Annotated in this window: 23 protein-coding genes and 1 tRNA gene; 11 read left to right on the top strand and 13 right to left on the bottom strand. The window is 71.9% G+C overall.

Features of this window, described 5'->3' with window-relative positions:
- The first annotated feature begins 28 nt into the window (after positions 1-28).
- Positions 29-769, top strand: coding sequence for a Tellurium resistance (locus ACFU5F_RS06420; RefSeq protein ID WP_383882775.1), 741 nt, complete (start codon positions 29-31; stop codon positions 767-769).
- 12 nt (positions 770-781) lie between these two features.
- Here the strand turns inward: ACFU5F_RS06420 and ACFU5F_RS06415 are convergent, their stop codons facing one another.
- Positions 782-1,606, bottom strand: a complete 825-nt coding sequence (locus tag ACFU5F_RS06415; RefSeq protein ID WP_383882772.1) for a TerD family protein — start codon at positions 1,604-1,606, stop codon at positions 782-784.
- Positions 1,607-1,796: 190 nt separating this feature from the next.
- On the opposite strand from ACFU5F_RS06415, the gene ACFU5F_RS06410 reads away from it, so the two are divergent.
- Genes ACFU5F_RS06410 through ACFU5F_RS06400 form a run of 3 tightly spaced genes read left to right on the top strand, consistent with a single transcriptional unit; the run spans position 1,797 to position 6,588 of the window.
- Positions 1,797-2,963: an HpcH/HpaI aldolase/citrate lyase family protein gene (locus ACFU5F_RS06410; protein ID WP_383882769.1), complete on the top strand. Its 1,167-nt coding sequence runs from the start codon at positions 1,797-1,799 to the stop codon at positions 2,961-2,963.
- A gap of 20 nt (positions 2,964-2,983) precedes the next feature.
- Positions 2,984-5,770, top strand: coding sequence for a phosphoribosyltransferase domain-containing protein (locus ACFU5F_RS06405; RefSeq protein ID WP_383882766.1), 2,787 nt, complete (start codon positions 2,984-2,986; stop codon positions 5,768-5,770).
- Complete coding sequence (locus tag ACFU5F_RS06400; RefSeq protein ID WP_383882763.1) at positions 5,770-6,588, top strand: HAD family hydrolase; 819 nt, start codon at positions 5,770-5,772, stop codon at positions 6,586-6,588. The genes ACFU5F_RS06405 and ACFU5F_RS06400 overlap by 1 nt, the downstream gene beginning before the upstream one ends.
- A gap of 24 nt (positions 6,589-6,612) precedes the next feature.
- On the opposite strand, the gene ACFU5F_RS06395 is transcribed toward ACFU5F_RS06400, so the two are convergent.
- Positions 6,613-7,302: a DedA family protein gene (locus tag ACFU5F_RS06395; RefSeq protein WP_383882801.1), complete on the bottom strand. Its 690-nt coding sequence runs from the start codon at positions 7,300-7,302 to the stop codon at positions 6,613-6,615.
- Between the two features lie 157 nt (positions 7,303-7,459).
- The gene (locus tag ACFU5F_RS06390; RefSeq protein ID WP_383882760.1) at positions 7,460-7,681 is read right to left on the bottom strand and encodes a zinc ribbon domain-containing protein; all 222 of its coding nucleotides are present in this window, start codon (positions 7,679-7,681) and stop codon (positions 7,460-7,462) included.
- A gap of 470 nt (positions 7,682-8,151) precedes the next feature.
- On the opposite strand from ACFU5F_RS06390, the gene ACFU5F_RS06385 reads away from it, so the two are divergent.
- The 3 genes from ACFU5F_RS06385 (at position 8,152) to ACFU5F_RS06375 (ending at position 12,873) form a co-directional block, all read left to right on the top strand.
- Complete coding sequence (locus tag ACFU5F_RS06385) at positions 8,152-10,278, top strand: transglycosylase domain-containing protein (RefSeq protein ID WP_383882798.1); 2,127 nt, start codon at positions 8,152-8,154, stop codon at positions 10,276-10,278.
- 47 nt (positions 10,279-10,325) lie between these two features.
- Complete coding sequence (locus ACFU5F_RS06380) at positions 10,326-11,615, top strand: hypothetical protein (RefSeq protein ID WP_383882757.1); 1,290 nt, start codon at positions 10,326-10,328, stop codon at positions 11,613-11,615.
- A gap of 115 nt (positions 11,616-11,730) precedes the next feature.
- Positions 11,731-12,873: an amidase domain-containing protein gene (locus ACFU5F_RS06375; RefSeq protein WP_383882754.1), complete on the top strand. Its 1,143-nt coding sequence runs from the start codon at positions 11,731-11,733 to the stop codon at positions 12,871-12,873.
- A gap of 25 nt (positions 12,874-12,898) precedes the next feature.
- Here the strand turns inward: ACFU5F_RS06375 and ACFU5F_RS06370 are convergent, their stop codons facing one another.
- The 3 genes from ACFU5F_RS06370 to ACFU5F_RS06360 form a co-directional block, all read right to left on the bottom strand.
- Positions 12,899-13,549 carry a DUF4383 domain-containing protein gene (locus ACFU5F_RS06370; protein ID WP_383882751.1) on the bottom strand — a complete coding sequence of 217 codons (651 nt, stop codon included), beginning with the start codon at positions 13,547-13,549 and terminating at the stop codon, positions 12,899-12,901.
- Positions 13,550-13,650: 101 nt separating this feature from the next.
- The gene (locus ACFU5F_RS06365; RefSeq protein WP_383882748.1) at positions 13,651-15,102 is read right to left on the bottom strand and encodes a hypothetical protein; all 1,452 of its coding nucleotides are present in this window, start codon (positions 15,100-15,102) and stop codon (positions 13,651-13,653) included.
- A 99-nt stretch (positions 15,103-15,201) separates the two neighbouring features.
- The gene (locus tag ACFU5F_RS06360; protein ID WP_383882746.1) at positions 15,202-15,996 is read right to left on the bottom strand and encodes a DUF4097 family beta strand repeat-containing protein; all 795 of its coding nucleotides are present in this window, start codon (positions 15,994-15,996) and stop codon (positions 15,202-15,204) included.
- Between the two features lie 162 nt (positions 15,997-16,158).
- On the opposite strand from ACFU5F_RS06360, the gene ACFU5F_RS06355 reads away from it, so the two are divergent.
- Positions 16,159-16,233, top strand: a tRNA-Val gene (locus ACFU5F_RS06355).
- Positions 16,234-16,279: 46 nt separating this feature from the next.
- Here the strand turns inward: ACFU5F_RS06355 and ACFU5F_RS06350 are convergent.
- Positions 16,280-16,606, bottom strand: a complete 327-nt coding sequence (locus tag ACFU5F_RS06350; RefSeq protein ID WP_013004011.1) for a hypothetical protein — start codon at positions 16,604-16,606, stop codon at positions 16,280-16,282.
- A 154-nt stretch (positions 16,607-16,760) separates the two neighbouring features.
- On the opposite strand from ACFU5F_RS06350, the gene ACFU5F_RS06345 reads away from it, so the two are divergent.
- Positions 16,761-17,681, top strand: coding sequence for a LysR family transcriptional regulator (locus tag ACFU5F_RS06345; RefSeq protein WP_383882742.1), 921 nt, complete (start codon positions 16,761-16,763; stop codon positions 17,679-17,681).
- A gap of 41 nt (positions 17,682-17,722) precedes the next feature.
- On the opposite strand, the gene ACFU5F_RS06340 is transcribed toward ACFU5F_RS06345, so the two are convergent.
- Positions 17,723-18,631: a ketopantoate reductase family protein gene (locus ACFU5F_RS06340; RefSeq protein ID WP_383882739.1), complete on the bottom strand. Its 909-nt coding sequence runs from the start codon at positions 18,629-18,631 to the stop codon at positions 17,723-17,725.
- Positions 18,632-18,805: 174 nt separating this feature from the next.
- Here ACFU5F_RS06340 and ACFU5F_RS06335 point away from each other — a divergent pair, with 174 nt between their 5' ends.
- Positions 18,806-19,033, top strand: a complete 228-nt coding sequence (locus tag ACFU5F_RS06335) for a DUF2277 domain-containing protein (protein ID WP_383882736.1) — start codon at positions 18,806-18,808, stop codon at positions 19,031-19,033.
- A gap of 47 nt (positions 19,034-19,080) precedes the next feature.
- Here the strand turns inward: ACFU5F_RS06335 and ACFU5F_RS06330 are convergent, their stop codons facing one another.
- From ACFU5F_RS06330 to ACFU5F_RS06310, 5 genes are all read right to left on the bottom strand, one after another.
- Positions 19,081-19,692 carry a DedA family protein gene (locus ACFU5F_RS06330; RefSeq protein WP_383882734.1) on the bottom strand — a complete coding sequence of 204 codons (612 nt, stop codon included), beginning with the start codon at positions 19,690-19,692 and terminating at the stop codon, positions 19,081-19,083.
- Between the two features lie 206 nt (positions 19,693-19,898).
- Complete coding sequence (locus tag ACFU5F_RS06325) at positions 19,899-20,354, bottom strand: DoxX family protein (protein ID WP_383882732.1); 456 nt, start codon at positions 20,352-20,354, stop codon at positions 19,899-19,901.
- 54 nt (positions 20,355-20,408) lie between these two features.
- Complete coding sequence (locus ACFU5F_RS06320; RefSeq protein WP_383882729.1) at positions 20,409-22,439, bottom strand: FAD/NAD(P)-binding protein; 2,031 nt, start codon at positions 22,437-22,439, stop codon at positions 20,409-20,411.
- Between the two features lie 215 nt (positions 22,440-22,654).
- Entirely contained in the window at positions 22,655-24,322 is a 1,668-nt protein-coding gene (locus tag ACFU5F_RS06315; protein WP_383882726.1) for an alkaline phosphatase D family protein, read from the bottom strand.
- Positions 24,323-24,432: 110 nt separating this feature from the next.
- Positions 24,433-25,077, bottom strand: coding sequence for an HNH endonuclease family protein (locus ACFU5F_RS06310; RefSeq protein ID WP_059082394.1), 645 nt, complete (start codon positions 25,075-25,077; stop codon positions 24,433-24,435).
- 656 nt (positions 25,078-25,733) lie between these two features.
- On the opposite strand from ACFU5F_RS06310, the gene ACFU5F_RS06305 reads away from it, so the two are divergent.
- Positions 25,734-26,318 carry a TMEM165/GDT1 family protein gene (locus ACFU5F_RS06305; protein ID WP_383882723.1) on the top strand — a complete coding sequence of 195 codons (585 nt, stop codon included), beginning with the start codon at positions 25,734-25,736 and terminating at the stop codon, positions 26,316-26,318.
- Positions 26,319-26,397 lie beyond the last annotated feature (79 nt).

Raw genomic sequence — 26,397 nt, 5'->3', positions numbered from 1 at the left:
GCGACGAGACGGCGGGTGTGGGGCGGGCATGAGTTTCCTGGACAACCTCTGGCGGGGGCGGGCCTCGGAGTTCGACGCGGGCAACGCGGCGACCAACGCGATCGAGCTGACCAAGCGGCACCAGAAGGTCTCCCTCTCCAAGCAGAACGCGGCGGCGGGCCATCTGCGCGTCAACCTGTCCTGGCGGATGCGGACCTCCGACATCGGCGGGCCCAAGCGGCAGAGCGTGCTGCGGCACCCCTTCAAGGCGCTCCGGCCGGAGGAGGTCCAGGCGCACAGCCGGAGCATGGTCAACGTCGACCTCGACCTCGGCTGTCTGTACGAGCTGGCCGACGGGACCAAGGGGGTCGTGCAGCCGCTGGGCGGCTTCCTCGGGGACATCAACGAGCCGCCGTACATGCGGCTCAGCGGGGACGACCGGTTCGGGTCGGGGTCCGGCGAGACGATGTACATCAACCTGGACCACCGGGACGCCTTCCGGCGGATGCTGGTGTTCGTCTACATCTACGACCAGACGCCCGCCTTCGACCGTACGCACGCCATCGTGACCCTGTACCCGAGCAACGGCCCGCGCATCGAGATAGGCCTGGACGAGAGGCACCCGCAGGCCCGGTCCTGCGCCGTGGTGCTGATCGAGAACGTCAAGGGCGAGATCACCGTGCGCCGGGAGGTGAAGTTCGTCTACGGCTTCCAGGCCGAGCTGGACCGGCTGTACGGCTGGGGACTGCAGTGGGGGCGGGGATACAAGAGCAAGGCCGAGCGTTCCTGACGCCCCCGGTGCTCAGCGGCCGATGAACTGCGGGCCCTGCGGCGGCAGGCGGAAGTCGGGGTCCAGGGCCGCCGCCGTGGGCTGGGGATAGCCGTAGGCCGGGCCGTTGGTGGTGGCCGGGGTCGGCTGGGGGTGCGGATAGCCGTAGGCGGACTGCTGCGTGACGGCCGCCGGCGGGTAGCCGTACCCGGGCTGGGCCGGGACGCCGGCCGGGGGCTGCTCGGGAGGCAGCGGGGCGGAGGTCTCGGGGGACGGGGTCTGCGTCGTGGCGGTCTGGTCGGCCCCGGCGGCGGTCGACTCGTCGACCATGATGCCGAAGTTCGTGGCGAGCCCCTCCAGGCCGTTGACGTACCCCTCGCCGAGGGCGCGGAACTTCCAGCCGCCGCCGCGACGGTACAGCTCGCCGCAGATCAGGGCGGTCTCCTCGCCGGTCTCGGGCTTGACGTCGAAGTACGCCAGCGGTTCGGCGTCCGCGACCGTGGCGTCGTACAGCAGGATGCGCAGCGACGGCACGCGGTCGAAGGTGACGTCCCCGGCGGAGGCCACCAGGAGAATCTGGCCGACAGCGGACTCGACACCGGCCAGGTCGGTCTGGATCGTGTCGGTGGGGCCCTCGGCCACCCGCTTCTGGCCGAGCCGCCACACCTTGCCGGAGGGGTGGCGCGGCTGGTTGTAGAAGACGAAGTCCTCGTCGGACCGTACGCGGCCGTCGGGGCCGAGGAGCAGCGCCGAGGCGTCGACCACCGGTACGCCCTGCCCGGGCGACCAGCGCAGCACGGCGCGGACCGCCGTGGCTTCGATCGGGATGTTCGACCCCTTCAGCATCGCGTGCGTCATGCGGTCATCCTGCCCTCTCGGTCCTGATCACGACAACGCGGGGGCGGCGAACCGCCGGTGGAGATGTTGGACGCCCGACACGGCCGGGTTACCAGAACTTCACGCCCGGCGGGAACTGATGTCACACATTTGTACGTACTATTACCGGCCACGATCGTGACCGGACGCCCAGCAGCCACGGGGGAACCACATGCGTCATTTCGGGCACATCGCCCCTGAGCGACGCCAGCGTCTCTTCTACCGGGAGCCGGAAGCCTTCGACGCAGACTCCCCGGCCCGGGTGCTCGCCGCCGCGCTCGGCGCCACGCTCTACAGCCCGGCCACCAGGGAACGGCTGGCCGACGACGTCGTCAAGCAGGCCGGACGCGGTGTGGTCTCCATGGTGCTGTGCCTGGAGGACTCCATCGGCGACGCGGAGGTCGCGGACGCCGAGGAGAATCTCGTCCGCCAGTTCGCCGACCTCGCCGAGCGGCCGGATGCCGACCTTCCGCTGCTGTTCATCAGGGTCCGCCTCCCCGAGCAGATACCCGACCTGGTCCGCCGTTTCGGCCCTGCCGTGCGCCTGCTGTCGGGGTTCGTCTTCCCGAAGTTCACCGAGGAGCGGGGCGTCGCCTTCCTGGAGGCGCTCACCGCCGCCGAGGCCGCGAGCGGCCGGCGGCTGTTCGGTATGCCGGTGCTGGAGTCGCCGGAGCTGATGTACAGGGAGACGCGCGTAGAAGCGCTCCAGGGCATCGCCCACACCGTCGACAAGTACCGCGACCGCGTCCTCGCGCTGCGCCTCGGCGTCACCGACTTCTGCTCCTCCTACGCCTTGCGCCGGGCCCCCGACATGACCGCCTACGACGTCCAGATCGTCGCCTCCGTGATCGCGGACGTGGTGAACGTGCTCGGACGGGCCGACGGCACCGGGTTCACGGTGACCGGGCCGGTGTGGGAGTACTTTCGAGTACAGGAGCGCATGTTCAAGCCGCAGCTGCGCACCAGCCCCTTCCTGGCCAACCGGGCCGGGGAGCTGCGTGAGTCGCTCATCGAGCACGCGCTGGACGGTCTGCTGCGCGAGATCTCCCTGGACCAGGCCAACGGGCTGCTCGGCAAGACCTGCATCCACCCGTCGCACGTCCTGCCCGTGCACGCGCTGTACGTGGTCAGCCACGAGGAGTTCGGCGACGCGCAGGACATCCTTCGGCCCGACCGGCACGGGGGCGGGGTCCTGCGGTCCGCGTCCCGCAACAAGATGAACGAGGTCAAACCGCACCGCGCCTGGGCAGAAAGGGTTCTGCAGCGTGCCGAGGTGTTCGGTGTCGCCAACGAGGACATCGGGTTCGTGGACCTGCTGGCCGCGGGTCTGCCCGACTGACCGCCACGACTGAGGAATCGATGATCAACGCAGCGAACGACACGACAGGTACGCCCGGACCGTCCGGCGGGGTCTGGTCCGGGACCTGGGTCCGTGCGCGGCTCGGGGTCGACCTGGTCGGGGACGAGGAGCTGAGCGGGCTGCTGGGCCTGGCCCTGCGGCGCAACCCCAAGCGGGCGCACCTGCTGGTCTCCAACGTCCTCGGCAAGCACGTGCCGCAGTCGCCGGCCGTCGTCCACGGGCACGGGTTCGCGCTGGGCCGCCGGGTACGGGAGCTGCTGGGAGAGGCCGGGGCGCGGACCGCGGTCGTCCTCGGGTACGCCGAGACGGCCACCGGGCTCGGCCACTCGGTCGCGGACGGACTCGGCGAGGCGCCCTACCTCCACTCCACCCGGCGCCCGGTCGAGGGCGTCCGCCGGGCGGGCGGTTTCGAGGAGTCCCACTCCCACGCGACCTCGCACCTGCTGCTGCCGGAGGACCCCGCCCTGCTCGCGGGGCCCGGGCCGCTGGTGCTCGTCGACGACGAGTTCTCCACCGGGAACACGGTCCTCAACACCGTCCGCGCGCTGCACGACCGCTATCCCCGCGAGCGGTACGTCGTCGTGGCGCTGGTCGACATGCGCTCGGCCGCCGACCAGGGGCGGCTGACCGAGTTCGCCCGGGAGATCGGCGCGCGGGTGGACCTGGTCACCGCGGCGAAGGGGACGGTGCGGCTGCCGGAGGGCGTCCTTCAGAAGGGACAGGCGCTGGTCGCGCGCTACGAGACCGCGTCGCCCGGACCGGCCGGTACGGGCGACGTCTCACGGGTCACCCGGGTCGGGCTGGGGTGGCCCGAAGGCGTGCCCGATGGCGGGCGGCACGGCTTCACCCCCGCGCACCGCGCCCGCCTGGAGGGCGCGCTGCCCGGGATGGCCGCACGCCTCGCGAAGGCCCTGCCGCCGACGGCCCGGCGGGTGCTCGTCCTCGGCTTCGAGGAGCTGATGTACGCGCCGCTGGCGCTGGCCCGCGAACTGGAGCTGCTGGTGGACAGGCGGGCGGAGGGCCCGGGCGGGACGGAGATCAGGTTCTCCACCACCACCCGGTCACCCGTCCTGGCCGTCGACGACCCCGGCTACGCGATACGCAGCCGCATCGTCTTCCCGGCCCACGACGACCCGGCGGACGGGCCGGGCGAGCGGTACGCCTACAACGTGGCCGGCGGAGGCTTCGACGCCGTGGTCGCCGTCGTCGACTCGATGGCCGACACGCCCGCCCTGCACGCCGACGACGGACTGCTGGCCGCCCTGGCCGCCCAGGTGCCCGCCGTGCTGCTCGCCGTGGTGCCGTCGTACGTCCCGCCGTCCCGGCCCCGCCCCGACAGCAGGCCCCGGCCGGGCACCGGCGCGGTGGGCGAAGGCGAGCGGCGGTCCGCGGACGCCGGAGCCCAGGGGTCGGCCGGCACCGGCGAGCCCGCACTCCCGGACGCGCAAGCCCACGCGAGCGGGTCCACCCACGCGAGCCGGCCGGCCGCCGCGGGGACCGCGGAAGCGTCCGACATGCCCGGAACACCCGGGTCCGCGCCGCCCGGCCGGACACCGGCGCCGACCGCCCGTACCACCGGACACCCCGCGTCGGCGCACGCCGACCCGCGCCTCACCGAAAGGCCCTCCATGCTCCCCGACCCCCTGCGCGGTCCCGACTTCTCCTCCTACGCGGCCGACGAGGTGGGCTGGCTGCTGCGGGACCTCTCGGACGTGACGCTGGAGGCGCCCACCGAGGAGCGGGAGGAGGCGATCCAGAGCGGGGGCGCCCACTACGCGGAGTCCCTGCCGGTCGAGTACCAGCCGAGCGAGCAGTACCAGGCCCTCTTCCACAGCGCCCTCGACACCTCCGCCGGGCGGATCGCGTCGGCCGTGGGCGTGGTGACCGAGACCGTGCTGGCCGAGCGGTCCGCTCGGCCCGTCCTGGTGTCGCTGGCGCGGGCCGGGACGCCGGTCGGCGTGCTGATGCGGCGGTGGGCGCGGTACCGGCACGGCATCGACGTACCGCACTACGCCGTGTCCATCGTGCGCGGACGTGGCATCGACGCCAACGCGCTGCGCTGGCTGGCGGCCCGTCACGACCCCGCCGACGTGGTGTTCGTCGACGGCTGGACCGGCAAGGGCGCGATCACCCGTGAACTCGCCGCCGCACTGCTGGAGTTCGAGAAGACCGACGGCATCGGCGGCTTCGACCCGGAGATCGCCGTGCTCGCCGACCCGGGCTCGTGCGTGCGGACGTACGGGACGCGGGAGGACTTCCTGATCCCGTCCGCCTGCCTCAACTCCACCGTCTCCGGGCTGATATCGCGGACCGTGCTGCGCGCGGACCTCGTCGGGCCCGACGACTTCCACGGGGCCAAGTTCTACCGGGAGCTGGCCGGCGACGATGTGTCGGTGGCCTTCCTGGACGCCGTCTCCGACCGCTTCGAGGAGGTCACGGCCACCGTGGACACCCGGGTGGGGGAACTGCTCGCCGCCGACCGCGCGCCCACCTGGGAGGGCTGGGCGGCCGTCGAGCGCATCAGCGAGGAGTACGGCATCCACGACGTGAACCTGGTCAAGCCCGGTGTCGGCGAGACCACTCGGGTGCTGCTGCGCCGGGTACCGTGGAAGATCCTCGCGCGGGCCGGGGCGGGCGCGGACCTCGACCACGTACGTCTGCTCGCCGAACAGAGAGGGGTACCGGTGGAAGAGGTGGCCGAACTGCCGTACACGTGCGTGGGGCTGATCCACCCGCAGTACACGCGGGGCGCGACCGGCGCCGACGGCAGGGCGGTGACGGTCTGATGCCCGGTCCCCGCGTCCTCGTCGCGAGCGATCTCGACCGTACGCTCATCTACTCGGCCGCCGCGCTCGCGCTGACCATGCCGGACGCGCGGGCGCCCCGGCTGCTCACCGTCGAGGTGCACGAGAGCAGGCCGCTGTCGTACATGACGGAGACGGCCGCCGGGCTGCTCGCCGAGCTGGGGGACGCGGCGGTGTTCGTGCCGACGACGACCCGGACGCGCAAGCAGTACCAGCGGATCAATCTGCCGGGGCCGGAACCGGCCTACGCGATCTGCGCCAACGGCGGGCATCTGCTCGTGGACGGTGTCACCGATGTCGCCTGGCACCAGCGGGTCACCGCCCGGCTCGCGGACGAGTGCGCGCCGCTCGACGAGGTGCGGGCCCATCTGGAGGCCACGGCGGACCCGGCGTGGGTGCGCAAGCACCGGGTCGCGGAGGACCTGTTCGTCTATCTCGTCGTCGAGCGGGAGCTGCTGCCCGAGGAGTGGGTGAAAAACCTCGCGGTGTGGGCCGAGAACCGGGGGTGGACCGTGTCCCTCCAGGGACGCAAGATCTACGCCGTGCCGAAGCCGCTCACCAAGTCGGCGGCGATGCGGGAGGTCGCGCGGCGGACCGGGGTCGAGCTGACGCTGGCCGCGGGCGACTCCCTGCTGGACGCGGATCTGCTGCTCGCGGCGGACCGGGCCTGGCGGCCCGGGCACGGGGAGCTGGCGGACGAGGGGTTCATGGGGCCCGGGGTGACTGCGCTGCCCGAGCGGGGGGCGCTGGCCGGGGAGCGGATCCTTCGGGAGTTCCTGCGGGCCGTGCGGCAGTGCTGAACCCGGGGTGGGTTTCTGTGCCGGTCAGGGGGTGTGGTGATCGGCGGACTGCGGGTGTGTCGTGGTTCGTCGCGCAGTTCCCCGCGCCCCTGAGGAGTCGCCCCTTCTCAGGAAGCGGACCAGGACGAAGACCAGCAGGGCCAGGCCCGCTCCGCCCAGGACGATCTTCGAGTACGTCGACGCGATCGCCGTCACCTCGGTCCAGTTGGCCCCGAGGAAGTAGCCGGCCAGGACGAAGGCCGTGTTCCACAGGGCGCTGCCCAGGGTGGTGAGCAGGGTGAAGACGGGCAGGGGCATGCGTTCCACGCCGGCCGGTACGGAGATCAGGCTGCGGAAGACGGGGATCATGCGGCCGAAGAAGATCGCCTTGGTCCCGTGCCTGAGGAACCACGCCTCCGTCCTCTCGATGTCCGAGACCTTGACGAGGGGCAGCCTGGCGGCGAGGGCGACCGTGCGGTCGCGGCCGAGGAGGGCGCCGACACCGTAGAGGGCGAGGGCGCCCACGACGGAACCCGCGGTGGTCCACAGCAGAGCCGCCAGGAGGTTGATCTGTCCGGTGCTCGCGGCGAACCCGGCGAGGGGGAGGATGACCTCGCTGGGGATCGGCGGGAAGAGGTTCTCCAGCGCGACGGCGATGCCCGCGCCCGGTGCGCCCAGCAGATCCATCAGACCGATGATCCACTGGGGCGCGCCGCTCATCGACTCCTCTTGCATGGCTGTCATGGGGGCACGCTAGGTGAACGAAGCTGAAGAGAGCCTGAGGGGGCGGTGAGCACCCGGGGGCCTGGCTGAAAGTATGCTTAAACGGGCCCGTACCGCAGGGGTCCGATGAACGCTCCCGGGGCGGTGGCCGTTGATCGGAGTGTGTTGATCAACCGCAGCATCCGCCGCCGCAGCATCCGCCACCTCCACCGCCCGCCCGGGGCGCCGGTGCGGACGCGGCGGCCGAACCTCCGACGGCGACCGTCGACAGGAGTTTGACCGTGTCGGAGTGGCCGTCGGGGCAGTCCGCGGGGGCGGACGACTCGGCCATCGGGCGGCTCAGTTCGAAGGTGTCGCCGCAGGTCCGGCAGCGGTATTCGTAGCGAGGCATGGGCCCAGGCTAACCGCCGTCCGCGCGGCGGCAAGGGTCCTGCACAATGGCTGGTCGGTCACACTGGCCAGATTTTCACGCTACTGACAGAAGCAGTTGTGAAAGTGACTGATAATTTGTGGTCGCTGTGTGGAGGCCGGAAGGCTGGGGGAACAGGGGGCTCATGGCCGCGCGAGTGGCGGCTGTGACCTACCACACGGGCGATGCCAAGTGGGGAGGGGGGACAGTCATGACCGCTGTCCTTTGCCGATCGGGAGCCACGTCTCCTGGTCGAACAGTTGCCGTGCGTGGGCGAAAGGTTGCCGCGCACCGCCGAATCGTTGCCGCGCATCGCTCGGGCCGCCCGCACGAGGGGGTCCGCCTTGGCTAGGCAGGGAAACCCGGCCGGTTCCGAGGGCGAGGACCGCGCACGCCGTCGGCGTGCCCCGGGGGAGGGGCGGACGGAGGGGGTCCGGGAGTCGGACCTCACCATGCAGTTGAAGCTCCCCCCTGCCCCGCCGGACGAGACCATGCAGCTGAGGCTGCCCGAGCCGGGTTCGTTCGACCTCCCGCAGGAACAGCCGAAACCGGGCGGACGAGGCCGGCGCAAGGCGCCGAGGCCGTCCGTTCTGGCCAGGTTCACCGCCGTCGCCGGCGCGCGGCTGGCCCCTTTCGCGCCTTTCGTCAGCCGGATGCGCCCGCAGTACCCGCGCCCGGGCCGGGCGGACTGGCGCCGCTGGGTGCCGTCCTGGCGGCAGTCGCTGGGGGCCGCCGGCCTGGCCGTGGGCGCCAGCGGCATGTTCCTCACCGTCGCCTACGCCGCCACGGACATACCCGCCGACCTCAACACCTTCGCCACCCAGCAGGACAACGTGTACTTCTGGTCCGACGGCACGCCCATGGCCCGTACCGGCTGGGTGCGCCGGCAGGCGATGCCGCTGAAGGACGTGCCCGAGGACGTGCGCTGGGCGGTGCTCGCGGCGGAGAACGCGAGCTTCTACTCCGACCCCGGCATATCCGTGAGCGGCATCACCCGCGCCCTGGTCCGCACGGTGGGCGAGGGCGACACCCAGGGTGGCTCGACGATCACCCAGCAGTACGTGAAGAACGTCTACCTGTCCCAGGACCGCTCGCTCGGCCGCAAGTTCGACGAGGCGATGATCGCCCTCAAACTCGACAACCAGATGAGCAAGGACGAGATCCTGGAGGGCTACCTCAACACCAGCTGGTTCGGCCGCGGCACCTACGGCATCCAGCGCGCGGCCCAGGCGTACTACGGCAAGGACGTCAGCGAGCTGAACGTCAGCGAGGCGGCCGTCCTCGCCTCCCTGCTCAAGGGCGCCGGCCTCTACGACCCCTCCCTCAGCAAGGCCAACCGCGCGCGGACGGTCGTGCGCTGGGAGTACATCCTGGACCGGATGGTGAACCTCGGGAAGCTGTCCAAGGCCGAGCGCGCCAAGTACACGAAGTTCCCCGAGCCGGTCGACCCGTCCAACCAGTACGACACCGGCAAGCAGAGCGACTACCTGGTGGAGCTCGCCTCCCAGTACGCGAAGAAGGCCGCGAACATCACCGCCCAGGAGTTCGACCGGGGCGGCTACCAGATCTACACGACCTTCGACAAGGACCGGCAGACCGGGCTGACCGACGCCGTCACCAAGGCACGCAAGGAAGTGACCAAGAAGAACCCGAAGAAGGCGAAGGCAGCCCACTTCGGCGCCTCCTCGGTCGACTCCAAGGGGCGGATCCTGGCCGTCTACGGCGGCCCCGACCACCGCAGACAGGGCTACAACGAGTCGAACGCGACCACCGTCCCGTCCGGCTCCGCCTTCCTGCCGTTCGTCTACGCCGCCGGGCTGGAACACGGCGTCGTCAAGGAGCGCGGCGGCGCGGCTACACCTGTCACCCCGCAGACGGTCTACGACGGCAACGACGCCGTCCCGGTGACGACCCCCGAGGGGCCGTACTGGGACCGGGACGGCGACCGGGTCTCCGCCCACAACGACGGCAAGAAGTCCTGGGGCCCGATCAGCCTGCACGACGCCCTCGCCCGATCGGTGAACACCCCCTTCATGCAGCTCGGCATGGACACCGGGCTGGCCAAGGTGCGCAGGACCGCCGAGGCGGCCGGATTCCTCCCCTCCAGCTTCGGGGCCCAGGTGCCCGCGCTGTCCGTGGGCAGCGCCACGCCCAGCGCGATCCGCATGGCCAGCGGCTACAGCACCTTCGCCGCCCAGGGCAGGCACACCGAGCCGTACTCCGTGCGCAAGATGACCCACAACGGGTCCCGGGTCCCCCTGAACACCCCGAAGCCCGAACGAGCGGTGGGCGCCGACGTGGCCGCCGAGGTCACCTCGGCGCTCACGGACGCCTTCCGCACGGCCCACCCCACCTCGCCCGGCGCCGCGTCCTACGAGGTGGCCGCCAAGGGCGGGACCACCCAGGACGACAAGGCCGCCTGGTACGTCGGAACGGCCGAGAAGGTGTCGACCGCCGTGGTCGTCTACCGCATCGACCTCACCAAGAGCCTGGAGCCGCTGCGGCTCGGCGGGATCGCCGGAACACCCAATTCCGGTGTCCCCTACGACATCTGGTCCCGTGCGATGAGTATCGGCTGACCACCGATGAGCACCCGCACCCGCCACCCTCGCAGAATGAGCCGCACATGAACTCTGGCAGCAAGCAGCACAAGGGCCGCCGTCGCAAGGCACGCCCGCAGCGCCGCCGAACCACGCGCCCGCAGTTCCTGACCCTGGCCGCGCTCCTGGTGGTCGCCTCGCTGGTCGGCGGCTACATGGTGCTCAACCGCACGGCCGACACCGCGCCGACCGCCTCCTCGGCCGGCAGCGGGAACACCAGGGGGTCCGCGAAGAAGGAGCCCGTGTGGGACGGCAAGACCAAGGTCATCGGGGACGGCTCCACCTCCTACACCGGCCCGCAGAAGGGGCGGCTGAAGGCCGTACCGCTCAAGAAGGGTGAGAAGCCGCCGCAGTTCGTCGTCTTCTCGTGGGACGGCGCGCTCGCCGGCGACGACAACCTCTTCGACCACTACCGGCAGATGGCGAAGAAGTACGACGCCCACATGACGTTCTTCCTGACCGGCATCTACCTGCTGCCCAAGGCGAAGCGGGACCTCTACGACCCGCCGCAGCACGACAAGGGCGCCGCCGCGATCAGCTACCCCACCGACGAGCACATCCGCACCACGCTGGAGGAGCTTGGCAAGGCGTGGAAGGAGGGCAACGAGATAGGCACCCACTTCAACGGACACTTCTGCGGGGAGAAGGGCGGCGGCGACTGGAGTGTCGCGGAGTGGAAGCAGGAGATCAAGGAGTTCAACGACTTCCTCGCCAACTGGAAGACCAACACCGGAGCCACCGACCTCGCCCCGCTGCCCTTCACCGTCGACGCCGTCAAGGGCGGCCGGGCCCCCTGCCTGGAGGGCCAGGACAACCTGCTGAAGGCCGTCAAGGACTTCGGCTACCGCTACGACGCCAGCTCCCCGGGCGCCTACCAGGTCTGGCCCGGCAAGAAGAACGGCATCTGGGACTTCCCGCTGCAGCTGCTCCCGTACGACGACGAGTACCAGGCGCTGTCGATGGACTTCAACTTCCTCCACAACCAGTCCAAGGGTTCCACCGAGGGCGACCCCGCCATGTACCCGACGTGGCAGCAGAAGACCATCGACACCTACATGGCCGGCTTCAACCGCGTCTACTACGGCAGCCGGGCACCCCTGCTCATCGGCAACCACTTCGAGCAGTGGAACGGCGGCATCTACATGAACGCCGTCGACGAGGTCATCAAGAACGTGTGCGTGAAGAAGGACGTCAAGTGCGTGTCCTTCGACGAACTGGCCGACTGGATGGACGTCCAGTCGCCGCAGACCCTGGCGAACCTGCGCGGCCTCGACCCCGCACAGGCGCCGGCCGACTGGGCCTCAGTCGTGAAATAGCCCCACACATACCCATGTTGCTCACTTGTTACACCCCCCGGCCTCACTTCGCTTGAGGAGGTCATGTAAAGATTCGTTCCCGGGTAAGTCCACCTCGGGGTCAAGGAGATTCCCAGTGAGAAGAAGGACGTTGAGCCTCGCAGGCTCGACCCTCGCGGCAGCCGTGGTGGCCTCCGCGCTGCTGCCCGTCGCCGCCGCGAACGCCGCCGCGTCGACGCCCAAGGTCACCAAGGCGACCAAGGACGCCTTCGGTCGCGTCGCGGACAACGTGCTGACCGACCGCACGGCCGTGCTGCTCGGCAGCAAGGCCGCCCGCAAGTCGCTGAAGCCCACCGGCGGTGTGTCGCTGTCGTCCGGCCAGAAGAAGGCCGAGGACGGCAAGCTGTCCGCCCTGAAGGGCACCAAGGCCCGCCTCGACGCCCTCGGTGAGGCCTACAGCTCTGCCGACACCAAGGTCAGCGTCGACAGCGCCAAGCTCAAGGGCAAGAAGGCCACGGTCAAGATCACCGAGACCACGAGCCTCAAGTACAAGAAGATACGCGGCGACGAGCCCAGCTCCACGGGCTTCGACGCGCACCACGAGCTGACCTTCACCGCCCAGGCCGGTGGCACGTGGCAGCTGACCGCCATGCGCTCCACCGACGGCGGCGCCTCGCGCATCAACGACCCGGCGGTCCCGGCGGTCGACGCCAAGCTGAGCCGGACCCCGATGGCCGTCCACCAGGCGCCGAGGGCGGCCACCAGCTGGCCCGCCGCCGCCGCGCCGAAGACGATCAACGGTGGCAAGTACAACTACAAGGCGATGGCCGCGTACACCGAGAAGTACTGGAAGAACTACAACCCGGCGTACCGCAAGTACAACTCGCTCGGCGGCGACTGCACCAACTACCTCAGCCAGGGCCTCCTGGCGGGCGGCTGGACGCAGATCTCCAAGGTCACGCCGGAGGAGTACGACACCTGGTACTACGCCTCCAACGGTACGGCCGACGCGTGGATCGGCGTCAACGAGTGGTCCTGGTTCACCCAGACCGCCAAGCGCACCACCCCGCTGGCGAACGTCTACCAGATGGACGTCGGTGACGTGCTGCAGATCGACTTCAACCGGGATGGCGACAAGGACCACTCCATGATGACGACCTACCGCAGCTCCAGCGGCGTCCCGTACTTGACGTACCACGACGCGGACACCTACCGCCGTTCGGTGCAGAGCATCATCGCCTCGTACCCGAACTCGTACTACTACGCGTACCGCACCTGATCCACGGCCCCGGGCCTCAGCGGTGTCAGCCGGCGCCCTTCCCGTCCGACGCGGATCCCGATGCGGATCCCGGCCCGGACCCGGGGAGGGCGTCGGCGCGTTCCAGCTTCGCCATCCCCACACCGGCCTTGCGCCGCGTCTCGCGCTCGGCCTCCTCCGGGTGACGGGCCCGCCAGTACGGGCTGTCGTGCGGCAGCGCCGAGCCGACCCTGCCGTACATCCCGAACGTCATCAGCAGGACGCCGACGACAAAACTGAACAGGACGTTCTGGATGCGGAACGCCAGGAAGTTGGCGTCGGTGTCCAGCAGGGCCAGGTTCACGAAGCCGCTCAGGATGAACAGCACGCCCAGGGTCATGTTCAGCGTGGAGGCGAAGTTGCCGCCGATCACCATGCCGACGAGCAGCAGCAGTCCCACGGCGATCGACAGGACACTCAGCGTGCCGTTGGTGCTCAGACCCGCGACCTCGTCGCCCCGGGTGTCGAACCAGCCCACCTTGTCGATGAGGCCCAGGATGCCGAAGACGAGCAGGAACAGACCCATCAGGCCCGCCCCGAACCGGTAGACCCTGCTGAGCCTGTGGTCGACGGGCAGATGCTCGTCGATGCTGATCCGCCGCCGGGGCCCCGCGTGCCGGCCCTTCGGACGCAGCGTGTGCGTGGCGTGCGTGGCCATGTCCGCCTCCCATCCGGTGTGAGCGGTGGCCTGCGTACCCCTTCAGCATCCGTCGCGCGGGGGCGCCGGGCAACCTCGGCCCCGGGGCGGGGCCGGCCGCCTCAGCCGGCGCCCGCGCCGCGCTCCTTGCGGATCTGGTCGACGACCCGGGCCACGTTCTGCCGCACGGCCTCGGTCTCGGTCAGGAAGTGCCAGTAGTCGGGATGGCGGCCCTCCAGGGAGCCGATCGCGCGGTCCAGCCGGCCCACGGAGTCGTCCAGCGGGCGGGCGTGGCGCGGGTCCGGGGTGGAGCGGCCGGTCATCGCGAGCCGCTGGGCGTCCCGGATCGCGAACCGGGTCCGGTCGATCTCCTGCTGCGGGTCCTTCTGCACGGCGTTCAGCCGTCGCAGCCGGTCACCGGCCGCCGAGACGGCCTCGTCGGTGTGGTTCAGCAGCGCCCGTACCGTCGACAGCAGCGAGGTCGCGTCCGGCCAGCGCTGGGCGTCCCGCGCGGCCCGCGCCTCGCGCAGCTTCAGCTGTGCCTGTTCGACGTCCTGTGCGGCCTGGTCCGGCACCTGCTGGAGGTCCTGCCAGCAGGCCGCCACGAACCGCCGCCGCAGCTCGCTCAGCACCAACGGCACCTGTTCCGCCCGGGTGCCCAGGGCCTCCGCGCGGGTACGCAGCGACACCAGACGGTGATCGATCTCAGCGGCCCGCTCCGGCAGCCGCTCGGCCTCCGCCCGCACGGCCTCCGCCTCGCGCACCACCCGGTCCGCCCGCTCCAGCGTCTCCCGCACGCCGTGCTGCCCCGCGCCCTGGTTGAGCTTGGTCAGCTCCGGGGCGAGCGCCGCCAGCCGGGCGGCGAGGTCGTCCGCCGTCAGCTCCGAGGCCCGTACGGTGTCCAGTGCGTCGGAGGCGGCGCGCAGGCCCTGCCGGGCGCGCTCCACCGCCGGGACCAGCCGGGCCAGCTGGGTCTCGGCCGTGCCGAGCAGCGGCCCGAGTCCCTGGGCGAAACGGTCCAGCTCCTGCTTGACCCGCCCCAGCTCGTCCTTGGCGGCGGTCAGCTCGGTCCGGGCGCGGGCGGCGACGGAGGCCTCCAGGTCGTCCCGGTCCAGGTCGTGGGCGTCCACGGCGTTGATGTACTGCTGGCTGACCTCGTTGATGCGCCGCCCCAGCGCCTCGAAGCCCTCGACCGCCCGGCGGGCGCCCGGCGAGTCGTCCACCGCCGTGATCGTCTCTATCGAGATCCGCAGGTCGCGCTGTGCGGTGTCCAGCTCGTAGAAGGCGGCCGCCGCCGCGTCCTTCGCCGCCTGCGCCTCGGCCCGCTGCCCCTCGGCCCGGCCCCCGAACCACCGCCGGGTGCCCCCGCCGGCGAAGGCGCCGGGCAGCACGAGCACGGCGAGGAGGGGGAGCGCGAGCAGGGCGGCCGCGTCCCGGGACGCCGACCGCCGGGGCCCGCGGGCCCGTGACGCGTGGTCCGGCGCGGGCGCGTCGGCCGGTCGTGGTGCACGGCTGTGGGGTTGTTGTGCGCTCGGCACCGTCGGCGTGTACGGCTCTGCAGGTGTCGCCGTCACTTCCCTCTCCCGTGCTGTCATCCACCCTGACCGGTGCCATTCTCCCACCGGTGGAGGACGAAAACACGGGGCGGTCGGTTCGCGCTTCCCGGGCCGGGTTCAGCCTGTGTTCCGCACCTTCACCGAGCCGTCCCGGGTGTGGGCGCTCACCACGTGGGAGCTGTCCCGGTCACGGGGCACCGACACCTCCACGGAGCCGTCCTCGCTGCCGGTCTCCACCCGGTACGACGCCTCGCGCGGCAGCCCGATACTGATCGAGCCGTCGTCGCTGCGGGACTCCACCAGGTCCGGTACGACGCCGAGTTCGAGCGCGACGGAACCGTCCTTCGTGCTCACCCTGACGTTCCGTGACCCGATCCCGGACGCGCGCACCGAGCCGTCGTCGGTGTGCAGCTCCAGCGGCCCGGTGGAGTCGCTCACCCGCACACCGCCGTCGGCCGACCGGACCTCCAGCGGCTCCGCGAAGCCCTCGGCGCTCACGCTGCCGTCATCGCTCGTCACGGTGACGGCGACCCCGCGCGGCACCTCGATGCGGTGCCTGGCCGAGCAGTCGGCGACCATGCCCGAGCACTCCAGCCGCAGCGTCAGCCGGTCGTCCTTCATCGCCCAGGTCACCCGCGGTTTCCCGCCGACCATGACCCGGCCCTCGAACCACCGGGTCACCCGGACCTCGTCCACGTCCGCCGGGACCAGGTCGAGGGCGGAGTCGTCCGAGTCGACCGTGAGTGTCCTCCCCTCCAGGGCGAAGCTCCGGTGTTCGGGGTCCCGGTCCTCCCCGGCGTCGGCACCGCACGCGGCGACGGACGCCATGAGCGCGACGGCGAGCCCGGCGACGGCCACCGCGCCCCTGCGTGAGCTGCGATCCGTACGAGCCGTGCGTGTCGTGCGTGTCATGACGATCTCCCCCTGGGGCCTGGACCTCCGCTGTCCTTCGACCGTACGCAGCGGGCGCCTTCGGGGGGATCCGGGCCGCTCCCGGAACAACGGTGGGGATAACCCCCGGCAATCGGTTTGCGGGGCACTGCCTCGCGCGATGTAGGCTGTCGACTCGTACTCGGGCGTGTAGCTCAGGGGTAGAGCGCCTGCCTTACAAGCAGGATGTCGGCGGTTCGAAACCGTCCATGCCCACCAGAGGATGACGAAGACCCCGGCCGACCGGCCGGGGTCTTCGTGCTGTTCAGGACTCGCGCGTGTGCTTCAGCCGGGTCCGGGCGTCGACCTTCTCCTCCGTGGCGACCTCCGCCCAGAAGCGGTGGCAGCTCACGAAGACCGCCAGCTCGCGCTCGCGCTCGCGGAGCTTCTCCACCTCGGCCTGCTCGTCGGGAGTCCAGCCCGGGGAGGCGGGGCGCTCGATCTTCCGCCAGCCGTTGTCGTCACTGAAACCGTCCAGGGGTTCGACCGACCAGGGCAGCCGCTTCAGCAGTGCCAGGAGCTCGGCCCGGACCTGATGCAGCTCCTCCTGACCGGCGAGGAGGTCGCTGGGGAAGTCATAGGTCTTAGCCACGCGGCAATGGTACGCCTGTTCGATTTTGGGATGCGAGTTCCTTCTGGCACTTCGGGCGGGGTTCACACGGACGGGTGGCGAGGCCAAGTCCAGGCCAAGTCGAGCCTAGGAGATGGAGTTCATACCCAAGCCTGACCTTGGGTACGGTGCCCCCATGACCCTCGACGATCTGCGCGTCTTCGTGGCCGTCTGCCGGGCCGGGAGCCTCAGCGCGGTGGCTCGTGACCTGGGCTGCACCCAGTCGGCGGTGAGCCAGCACGTACGGCGGCTGGAGCGCGAGACCGGCGTCGGGCTCGTGGAACGGCAGGCCCGTGGGGTCGTGCCCACCCGCGCCGGACGGGTGCTCCAGGAGGCGGCGGCCGAGGGCATCACCGGGCTGGACCTCGCGCTGCGCCGGCTGGCCGAAATGGTGCGGGGCGACGGCGGAGTCGTACGGATCGCCACCGGTGGCACGACCGTGCGGCACTTCATGGCCCAGGGCATCGTCGACTTCCGGCGCGCGTACCCGGACGTGGGCCTGGAGTTCCAGACCGTACGGTCGAGCGCCGGCTGCCGCGACGCGCTGGCCGACCCGGCACGGGACCTCGACCTGTCCTGGCTGACCCTCGGACCCGCCGTGCGCGGCATCGAGCAGCGGGCCGTGGCGGAGCTGCCCTGGGTGCTCGCCGTGCGCGCCGACGACGAACTCGCCGGACGGGAGCGGATCGAGGGAGCGGACCTGGACGGGATGCGGCTCATCGGACTGCCGCAGAACTCCACCTCCTACGCCCATCTCGGCGCCGCCTACCGGGAGCTGGGCATCTCCGTCAGCACCTCCGGGGCCGGTGTCGCCGACTGGGACACCGCGATCCTGCTCGCCGAACTCGGGGTCGGCCCCGCCGTCGTCCCCGCGCTCCCGGGCTGGACGGGTCCCGGCCGGCCCGGGCTGCGCTTCGTCCCGGTCCCCGATCTGCCCCCGCTCACCGTCGGATGGGCCGTCCGGCGCTGGGCGGCGCTGTCCCCTCCGGCCCGCGCCTTCGCCGAGACGGTGGCCCGGCACGCGGTGCGCGTGGGGGGTGGGGTGCGGGGCGTCTAGCGGCCCCGGGGCGGCGGCCGCGGTGTCGGGGTGGCCCCGGTTCAGTGCCCCGCCGCCCGCAGGTCCGCCACCACCCCGGCCGCCACGGGGACGGGGACGCCGTGGCGCTCGGCGGCGCGGAGCAGCGCGCCTCCGATCGCGTCCAGTTCGAGGGGGCGGCCGGCCTCGGCGTCGCGCTGCATGGAGGACTTGGTGGCGGGCGGGAAGGCGTCGTAGCGGCGGAGCACCTCGGCCGGGTCCACGGGGGCGCCGACCGCCGCGCCCACCGCCGCCGTCTCCTCGGCCAGTGCGGTCAGCTGCGCGCGGTGGTGCGCGCGGATCTCGCCCAGGGGCACACCGTGACGGGTCGTCAGCAGGGCGAACGGGGCAAGGAACGACATCTTCGCCCACAGCACCGCCGTCTCGTCCGCCAGGACACGGGCGCTCACGCCGGACCACTCCAGGGCTCCGGCGAGGGAGGTGAGGCGGCCGGGGGGGACCGTGTCACCGGTCAGGTCGACCTCCGCGAAGGGGCTGCCGTGTTCGATGACGCCGGGGGCGACCCGGGTGGACTCGACGCGGATGGTGGCGGGGGCGACGGGGACGGCGTCGCCGTAGTGGGCGCGCAGGAGCGCCGGGTGCTCGACGCCGTTCAGGAACGGGACGACGAGGGCGCCGGGGCCCAGGGCCGGTGCCGGGAGCCGGCGCAGGGCGGTCTCCAGGGTGGTGTGCTTCACCGCGATCAGGGCCGCGTCGACGGGTTCGGCCAGTTCCGCCGCGGTCTCCACGCGGGCGGTGAACTCGCCGAAGCGGGCGCTGGTGACCTGGATGCCGTCCCGCTCCAGGACCTGTGCGGTGGCCTCCCCGGCCAGGCAGATCACCCGGTTCCCGGCGCGGGCCAGCAGCGCGGCGAGCAGGCCGCCGACGCCGCCGGGGCCCAGTACCGCCACCGTGAGCCGTTCGTTCGTCATGGTCCCCTCGTTCCTGCCGGGTGTGGTCGCAGCGAGCCCGGTGATGATCACAAGAGGCGGAAGGCCGAGTCAATCCTCGGGGGAACTTGCTCATACCCAAGGGAATGCTGGGGAGAGGCGGTGAGCTGGGCGGTCGGCCTGGGGTCGTGCGGTCGCACGCGCGAGACTGGGGGCATGTGCCGCAGCATCAAGACCCTTCGACCGCCCGTCCTGCCCGAAGAGGCCACCGAGGACGACATCCGTGCCGCCGCCCTGCAGTACGTCCGCAAGGTCTCCGGCTTCCGCGCGCCGGCCGCCCACAACCGTGAGGTCTTCGACCGCGCGGTGGAGGCGATCGCGGCGGCCACGGCGGAACTGCTGGACGGTCTGGAGGTGCGGGGCGCTCCACGACGGGCCGGGTGACTCCCTCGCCCCCGCGCCCGCTGCCCGTCGGTGACCGGCCCCGGGCGTCAGCCCGTGGTGCGAGGGAGCCGCATGAAGTACGCCGCCGCCGCGCCCGCGCCGAACAGGGCCGCCAGGGACACCGCGGTCGCGAGCCAGGTCGCGCCGAGCCACTGCGCGCCGAGCCAGCCGAGGGCGACGCTGTAGGCGGCCCAGGCGAGACCGGCGACGGCGGACCAGGGGAGGAAGTCGCGGACGCGACGGCGGGCGGCGCCGGCGCCGAGAGAGACGACGGAACGGCCGGCCGGGGCGAACCGGGCGACGACGACCAGGAGGCCCCCGCCCCGGGCGAGTGCGGCGCCGAGACGTTCCTGCGCCGTGGTCAGGCGGCGGGAGCGGGCGATGGCGCGGTCGAGCCAGGCACTGCCCCGCCAGGCGAGCCGGTAGGCCACCAGGTCGCCGAGTACGGAAGCGGTCGCCGCCGAGAGCATCAGCACCAGGATGTCGGGGACCTCGCGGGCCATCGCGCCCGCCGCCGTCTCGGCCGCGGCGGCCGTGGCCACCGCGACGACCAGGACTCCGCTCGGCAGGACGGGGAGGAACACGTCCAGCACGATGGACACGCCCACGACGGCATAGATCCATGGGCCGACGGCCAGCCAGCCCAGACTCTCCAGCACCGCACACTCTCCTGTTTTCCCCCGGCGTCACGTAACCCGTGACAGCCGAACAGCGTACGCCCCGCGTACGACAGAAGGACCGCTGGGGCTCATGTGTCTGCCACACCGTGTTCGTTCGGGTGGACGGCCGGGAGAGGTCGGGTGGGGCCGCCGGGGGTGAGTGGCATCCTTCGGCGGCCCGTCCGTGCCGGTGGTGGCCGGGTGGGTCAGGCGGCCACGGGGGCCTTGCCCGTGCTGGTCTTGCCCGAGGACGCGGCCTGGCGCCGGGCGAGGAGCTGGTCGAGGCCGAGCCCGCCGGAGCCGGTGAAGATCAGGAGGAACATGGCCCAGCAGTAGAGGGCCGCGCCCTCGCCGCCGTTCTGGACCGGCCACAGGGCCTGCGGCTGGTGGACCTTGAAGTACGCGTAGGCCATGGCGCCCGAGGCGATGAACGCCGCCGCGCGGGTGCCGAGGCCGAGCAGGACCAGCGTGCCGCCGACCAGTTCGATGACGGCCGCGTACCAGCCGGGCCAGGTGCCGGCGGCGGCGGTGGCGCCCTGTCCGTCCACGCCGCCCAGGACGCCGAAGAGGCTCTTGGCGCCGTGGCAGGCGAACAGCAGGCCGATGACGATGCGGAACAGTCCGAGCACGTATGGCTGGGCGCTGTTGAGGCGTCCGGTCATGTGGGGGACTCCTTCGGTATGACCCGGTCCTCGTGGGACCGGTGGGGACGGTTCTTACCGGTGAGTCACCCACGGTAGGCAGGGCCGAAGGATGCTTACAAGTTCAACATCTGGCCAGCTCTGAACCCGCCCGCCGGCCGCTCCGTGAGGTGTCGCCGCACGTAGAAGTGCTCGCGCCACGGCATCGGTGTCCGAAAGTGTGACCGAATCAACGCCCGGCCGGCCGCCCGCCGCCGTCACCCAGTGCACGCCCTCCGTCGGCACGCCGAGCGCGAACCTCCTTGCGTGCGCGCAACCTTGACGGTCTATCAGGTGATAGGGCCGAGGCGTCACGTCCAGTCCGCCCGTCTCGTACCCGTCCGTCCGGTACGGGCGGCATCCTCCCGTAGCGAGCAGTCCGGCGAGCAGTTCGTCGGCGGTCCGGCGCAGGTCCGCCTCCGGGAGCCGGGCCTCGACGAGCGTCGTCACCCGGACCGCCGACCCCGGCACGTCGGGGGAGCGGGCCACCCAGGCCCCGTCCCGAGGCCGCACGTCGAGCCGGGGGCCGAGCACGGTCAGGACGCCCGCCTCGATCAGCGCGGACATCTCCTCGACACGGCTGCGGGGCGGGCCGATCGACAGGAAGGCGTTCAACGGCGTGTACCAGCGGTCCAGATGCTCGCGGCGCGACGCTCCCGCCAGCCCGCCGTGGTCCACGATCAGCCGCAGCTCGTTGCGCAGGTCCCGCAGGACGTCCAGGGCGGCCTTCACCGGTCCGTCGACGTTCCCGAGGGCGGCCCGCGCCGCGTCCTCGCGCAGGTACTCCAGCAACCACCCCCGCCACTGCGCCGGGTCCGCGAACTCCCGTCCCGTATACGGCCGAGCGAGCCGGTCCCAGGACCACCGGTCCGCCTCCGCGACCCCGAACTCGTCCAGGACGGCCGCCTCCCGTGCGGAGCGGTGGGGTACGGCGAGAAAACGGTCACGGAAGGGGAGCCCGGACACCGGCCGTCGGTCCTGCGCTCTCAACAGGCCCTCGTAGTAGACCGTTTCGACCTCCTTGACCACCAACGGCCATATCTCCGCCAGGAAGTCGGGCGCCTCGCCGGAGTCCGCGCGTTTGCGGAAGGACGCGACGACCTCCGGGGTCAGGACGAGCGGGGCGTGACGGCCGAAGGGGCCCTTGGCGTTGTCCCCGCGCGCCTGGTACGGGACACCGCGCCGGGAGCCGGCGTACAGCCGGGGCTCCCGGCCGGAGGGGACGTACCGCAGGCCCCCTTTCCCGGCGTCGTGGACGAAACGGCCGCCCCGTCCGGTCGTCAGCAGGGCCATGTGGTCGAAGAAGTTGAGGCCGAGGCCGCGCAGGAGGACCGGTTCGCCGGGGGCGACGGGGGAGAGGTCGAGGTCGGCCGGATTGGCGGGCGGGAAGTGGCGCAGGCCGTGGCGGGCGGCGTACCCGGTCGTCTCCCGTTCCGTCCGGTCCGGGGCGGTGGGCAGGTGGCCCTGGGCGAGGACCACCGCGGCGAGACCGGTGAGCACGCGGCCGGAGGCGAGCGTGAGCCGCTGACCGCCGCCCGCGTCCTCGGGGTCGTCGTCGAGACCGACCGCGCGGGTGCGGTGCACCTCGACCCTGATGCCGGGCGGCGCGCCGCGCACCACCTCGGCGAAGACCCACTCCAGATAACGCCCGTACCGGGCCCGCGTCGGATAGTCGTCGGGACCCAGGGCCTGCGACCCGCCCGCCTCGCCTCCCGCCTCGTCCCGTCCGCCCGGTCCGTCCGCGCTCACCTCCCGGGAGGTCGCCCACTCGTACAGGCTCGGGCCCGGCCGTATCGGGCCCGAGCAGTCCACGCTGTCGTCGGTGAAGAGGGTGACCTGGGAGGCCACCGTGTTCATCAGCAGGTGTGGGGACTGGGCGGTGCGCCAGACCCGGCCGGGACCCGGCGGCGCGGGATCGACGACATGGACGGTCAGCCGGGTGCCGGGGCCGAGCAGTTCGGGGGCGGAGGCGCACAGGCGTTCCAGGACGCTGGTGCCGCGCGGGCCGGCGCCGACGAGAGCGATGCCGATGTCACTGGTCCCTGGGAATCCTGGAATGTCCGGCAAGGGGGCAACTCCCGTGCGTGTGGGGCGCATTGGCGAGGCGCGGCGCGGCGGACCGCCGCCGGGAAGCGGACGGTCCGCCTCATCATGCCGCCGGACGTCATGGGAACACGGCTCCTGGCCCCTCGGGCACGCCAGGTGTGGGATGCCTCACGAGCATCTCGGACAACAGGGGGGACAACCGTCCCCAATCGGTGGATCGGGGTATCGGAAGGGCCCTAGGGGGTGAGAGTGGAATCCGCTCCCGTTTCCAGCCGTGCCTCGCCGTCCCGCCGGGTCCGCGCGCGGTCGAGCCGCAGCCGTGCCGAACGGCCGTGCAGCGTCAGCGTCATGAGGTGGTTGCCGAACCAGGGGCCGTCCGTCCGGCGCCAGTCGATCGACGGCCGCGCGCCCCGCCCGTGCCGCCCGAACCACCGGCCGAGCGCCCGCCCCGTCCCGCTCCAGCCGAAGCGGAAACCCAGCTTCATCGAGAGCGGGATGGAGTTGTGGACGGGGGAGCAGGTGAGCTGCAGGACGCGCGCGTCGGGGCCCGCCGTCCGCCCCGGGCCGCCGTCGTGGGTGCCCTTCGGCCACGACGGTTCGGCGACGTACGCGTGGTGCACGTCCCCGGAGAGCACGAGCACCGTCGCCGGGGCGTCGGCCCCCGAACCCACCTCGGCGAGCAGCCGCGTCAGGTCCTCGAAGGAGGAGGGGAAGGCCGCCCAGTGCTCCAGATCGGCGCCCCGGCGCAGCTTCTCCCCGAACCGTGCCCAGCGCTCACCGCGCTCGCCCCGGCACAGCGCGGCGCTCCACGCCTCGGCGTCGTGCACGAGGTGGGGCAGCAGCCAGGGCAGTGAGGTGCCGATGAGCAGATGGTCGTACGACCCGCGGGCGTCCAGTGCCTGCGTGCGGAGCCACTCCGCCTCGCCGGGATCCAGCATCGAGCGGTTGCGCTCGTCGAGGACGCGGGCGGCCCGGCTGTCGAGCATCAGGACGCGGACGCGCCCGAAGTCCCGCCGGTAGCTCCAGCGGACCGAGGCGGGGTCCCGGTCGGCCGCGGCGGCGTGGGCGCGCAGCGCGTCCGTACCGTCCGGGGTGGCGCGTACGGCGGCGTGGAGGGGATCGGCGGCCAGTTCGGCGGGGGAGAGGTTGCCGAGGTGCTGGTGGACCCAGTACGACATCAGGCCGCTCAGGATCCGCTCGCGCCACCAGGGGGTGGTCCGCATGTCGGCGAGCCAGGACTCGCTGGTGTTCCAGTCGTCGATGACGTCGTGGTCGTCGAAGATCATGCAGCTGGGGACGGTGGAGAGCAGCCAGCGGATCTGGGGGTCGAGCCAGGACTCGTAGTAGAGGTGGGTGTACTCCTCGTAGTCCGCCACCTGGTCGCCCGGCGCCTCCGTCAGATCGCGGCGGGCGGCGAGCCAGCGGCGGGTGGCCTTGGAGGTCTCGTCCGCGTAGACCTGGTCGCCCAGCAGGAGGAGGACGTCGGGACGTTCGGCCTCCGGCGCGGCGGCCAGCCGGACCGCCAGGGTGTCCAGCGCGTCAGGGCCCACCGGGTCGGGCTCGCCCGCGGGCGGCGCGGCCCAGCGGCACGAACCGAACGCGACCCGCACGGTGTCGCCCTCGGCCGGGGTGCGGATCTCCGAGGGCGGGAACGGCGAGTCGGGTTCCGGCCACACGGGCGTGCCGTCCAGGAGCACCTCGTACGCCGAGGCCGTGCCCGGGGTGAGGCCCGTCACCGGGACCAGGGCGTAGTGGTGCCCGGCGATCTGGAACGTGCGGGCCTCGCCGCGTCCGCCGCCGACGCACCGCACCTCGGCGAGACACGGACGGCTCGCCTCGATCCACACGGTCGCGGACATGCCGTCCACATAGCGAAGCAGGGGTCCCAGGCGCAGCCCGGTCATCGCGATCACCTTCCTCCGTCGCCCCGTACGGTACGGAACGACGGAGGCGATCGGCGAGGTTCCGGACCACATTGTCCGGGCGGGTCGTGGAGAGTCGCCGGACGGATGGTTCAGCAGCTCGCCAGGTAGCTGGTGAGGGCGCTCTTCTCGGCGGAGTCGACGGAGAGGTCGTAGTAGTACTTCACCTGGACCCAGGCGCGGACGTAGGTGCAGCGGTACGCCGTGCGCGACGGCATCCACTCGGCCGGGTCCTGGTCGCTCTTGGCCTGGTTCACGTTGTCCGTGACGGCGATGAGTTGCGGACGGGTGAGGTCGTTGGCGAAGTTCTGGCGCTGGGCGCTGGTCCAGCCGTCCGCGCCGGAGTCCCAGGCCTCGGCCAGCGGCACCAGGTGGTCGATGTCCAGGTCGGAGGCGGCGGTCCAGGTGGCGCCGTCGTAGGGGGAGTACCAGCTGCCGCTGGTGGCGGCACAGGCGGAGCTGGTGACGACGTTCGTGCCGTCGCGCTTGAGGACCGTCTCGCGGGTGTTGCAGGTGCCGCTGATGGTGATCCAGTGGTTGAAGAGGTCCCGGTCGTACCCGGTGCGGTCCTCGGTGGCCACGGTGAGGGTGGCGAGGTAGGAGCGGGCGGTGGCGGCGCTGACGGGGGTGGGGAGCGCGGCGGAGGCGGTGGGGGCGTTGAAGAGCGCGACGGAGGCTGTCAATCCGCTGAGCGCCGCGAGTATGCTGACTCGTCGACGCGCGTAGAACCTGCGCATGTGAACTCCTTGTGGGGCCGGGGGTGTCGAGCGGGGCGTTGGGGGCGCGCGATTGAAGGGTCGCGTCGTCGTGTTACCGGCGGATGTGCGTCTGGTGAGAAGCTAATGACGTGGGCATGACAGGACAAGGGGTGCGGCGGTGATTGTGATGCCGGGGCCCTCGGGGTCTGCGGGTGTGTCGGTCGGCCGCGGGTCCGGTGAGGGCTGGTCACGCAGTTCCCCGCGCCACTGGAAGGCCCGGGCCCTGCGGGCCTGAGAGGCCGGGTCGTGGGGTCCTGGGAGGCGTGGTCCGGCGGGGCTGAGAAGTCATGGATGTGCGGGCTGGGAGCCATGGCCGCGCGGGTCTGGGGGGCGTGGCCGTGCGGGTCTACCTGCCCGGCCCGCGCGACCCCGGGGCGCCCGCTGCGCGGGTGGCCCGCGTACCATGGACCCCGCAGAAGGGGAGTAGCTCTTCGCCGGACCGTCGACATACTGCTCAGCTCGTCTGAGCCGGCGCCCGGAGGCAGGTTCCGCCGGAACGGAACCCGCCAGCGAGACCTTCGGCAAAGCAGTGCACCGTCCGTGCCGCCCGGCACGGACGAGCCGTGTGCTGCCGTGCCGAGGTGTCGCGAGAGCGGATGATGTCTCGGCGGGGTGGCCCGACCTTCTGAGGAACCTTGATCAGCTTCAGCGTCACGGCGCTCGTCTTCGGCGTCGTCTTCCTGGCAGAACTTCCCGACAAGACCGCACTCGCCGGCCTCGTCCTCGGCACCCGCTACCGCGCCTCGTACGTCTTCGCCGGCGTCGCCGCCGCGTTCGCCGTGCACGTCGCGCTCGCCGTGGCGGCGGGCAGCGTCCTCACCCTGCTGCCCCAGCAGATCGTGCACGCGCTGACCGGCGTGCTGTTCCTGGGCGGCGCCGTGGTGCTGCTCAGGACGAAGGACGGGGCCGACGACGCGGAGGTCCGGCGGCCCGAGAACCAGAGCTTCTGGAAGGTCTCGGGGGCCGGTTTCATGCTCATCCTGGTCGCCGAGTTCGGGGACCTCACACAGATCATGACGGCGAACCTCGCGGCCCGGTACGACGACCCGCTCTCCGTCGGCCTCGGGGCGGTCCTCGCCCTGTGGGCCGTCGCGGGACTCGGCATCGTGGGCGGCAAGGCGCTGATGAAGCGGGTGCCGCTGAAGCTGATCACGCAGGTCGCGGCCGTGCTGATGGTCGGCCTCGGGGTGTGGAGTCTGTGGGAGGCCGTGGCGGGATGAGCGGGGGAGTGGCGGGAACCCTCTTTGTTTTGTACCGTGGGTGAACAAAGTGGCTCCCGCCCGCACTTCCCTGACCGGT

Origin of the sequence: Streptomyces sp. NPDC057438 (genome assembly GCF_042802995.1) — a bacterium.
In the GTDB taxonomy this organism is placed as follows: Bacteria; Actinomycetota; Actinomycetes; order Streptomycetales; family Streptomycetaceae; genus Streptomyces.
Note: the sequence above shows the minus strand (reverse complement) of the source record. Positions and strands in the feature narration are given on the sequence as shown.

Coding starts and splice junctions, on each gene's coding strand:
- ACFU5F_RS06420 (WP_383882775.1), top strand. CDS start 29: ATGAGTTTCCTGGACAACCTCTGGCGGGGGCGGGCCTCGGAGTTCGAC.
- ACFU5F_RS06415 (WP_383882772.1), bottom strand. CDS start 1,606: ATGACGCACGCGATGCTGAAGGGGTCGAACATCCCGATCGAAGCCACG.
- ACFU5F_RS06410 (WP_383882769.1), top strand. CDS start 1,797: ATGCGTCATTTCGGGCACATCGCCCCTGAGCGACGCCAGCGTCTCTTC.
- ACFU5F_RS06405 (WP_383882766.1), top strand. CDS start 2,984: ATGATCAACGCAGCGAACGACACGACAGGTACGCCCGGACCGTCCGGC.
- ACFU5F_RS06400 (WP_383882763.1), top strand. CDS start 5,770: ATGCCCGGTCCCCGCGTCCTCGTCGCGAGCGATCTCGACCGTACGCTC.
- ACFU5F_RS06395 (WP_383882801.1), bottom strand. CDS start 7,302: ATGCAAGAGGAGTCGATGAGCGGCGCGCCCCAGTGGATCATCGGTCTG.
- ACFU5F_RS06390 (WP_383882760.1), bottom strand. CDS start 7,681: ATGCCTCGCTACGAATACCGCTGCCGGACCTGCGGCGACACCTTCGAA.
- ACFU5F_RS06385 (WP_383882798.1), top strand. CDS start 8,152: ATGCAGTTGAAGCTCCCCCCTGCCCCGCCGGACGAGACCATGCAGCTG.
- ACFU5F_RS06380 (WP_383882757.1), top strand. CDS start 10,326: ATGAACTCTGGCAGCAAGCAGCACAAGGGCCGCCGTCGCAAGGCACGC.
- ACFU5F_RS06370 (WP_383882751.1), bottom strand. CDS start 13,549: ATGGCCACGCACGCCACGCACACGCTGCGTCCGAAGGGCCGGCACGCG.
- ACFU5F_RS06360 (WP_383882746.1), bottom strand. CDS start 15,996: ATGACACGCACGACACGCACGGCTCGTACGGATCGCAGCTCACGCAGG.
- ACFU5F_RS06345 (WP_383882742.1), top strand. CDS start 16,761: ATGACCCTCGACGATCTGCGCGTCTTCGTGGCCGTCTGCCGGGCCGGG.
- ACFU5F_RS06340 (WP_383882739.1), bottom strand. CDS start 18,631: ATGACGAACGAACGGCTCACGGTGGCGGTACTGGGCCCCGGCGGCGTC.
- ACFU5F_RS06335 (WP_383882736.1), top strand. CDS start 18,806: ATGTGCCGCAGCATCAAGACCCTTCGACCGCCCGTCCTGCCCGAAGAG.
- ACFU5F_RS06325 (WP_383882732.1), bottom strand. CDS start 20,354: ATGACCGGACGCCTCAACAGCGCCCAGCCATACGTGCTCGGACTGTTC.
- ACFU5F_RS06315 (WP_383882726.1), bottom strand. CDS start 24,322: ATGACCGGGCTGCGCCTGGGACCCCTGCTTCGCTATGTGGACGGCATG.
- ACFU5F_RS06310 (WP_059082394.1), bottom strand. CDS start 25,077: ATGCGCAGGTTCTACGCGCGTCGACGAGTCAGCATACTCGCGGCGCTC.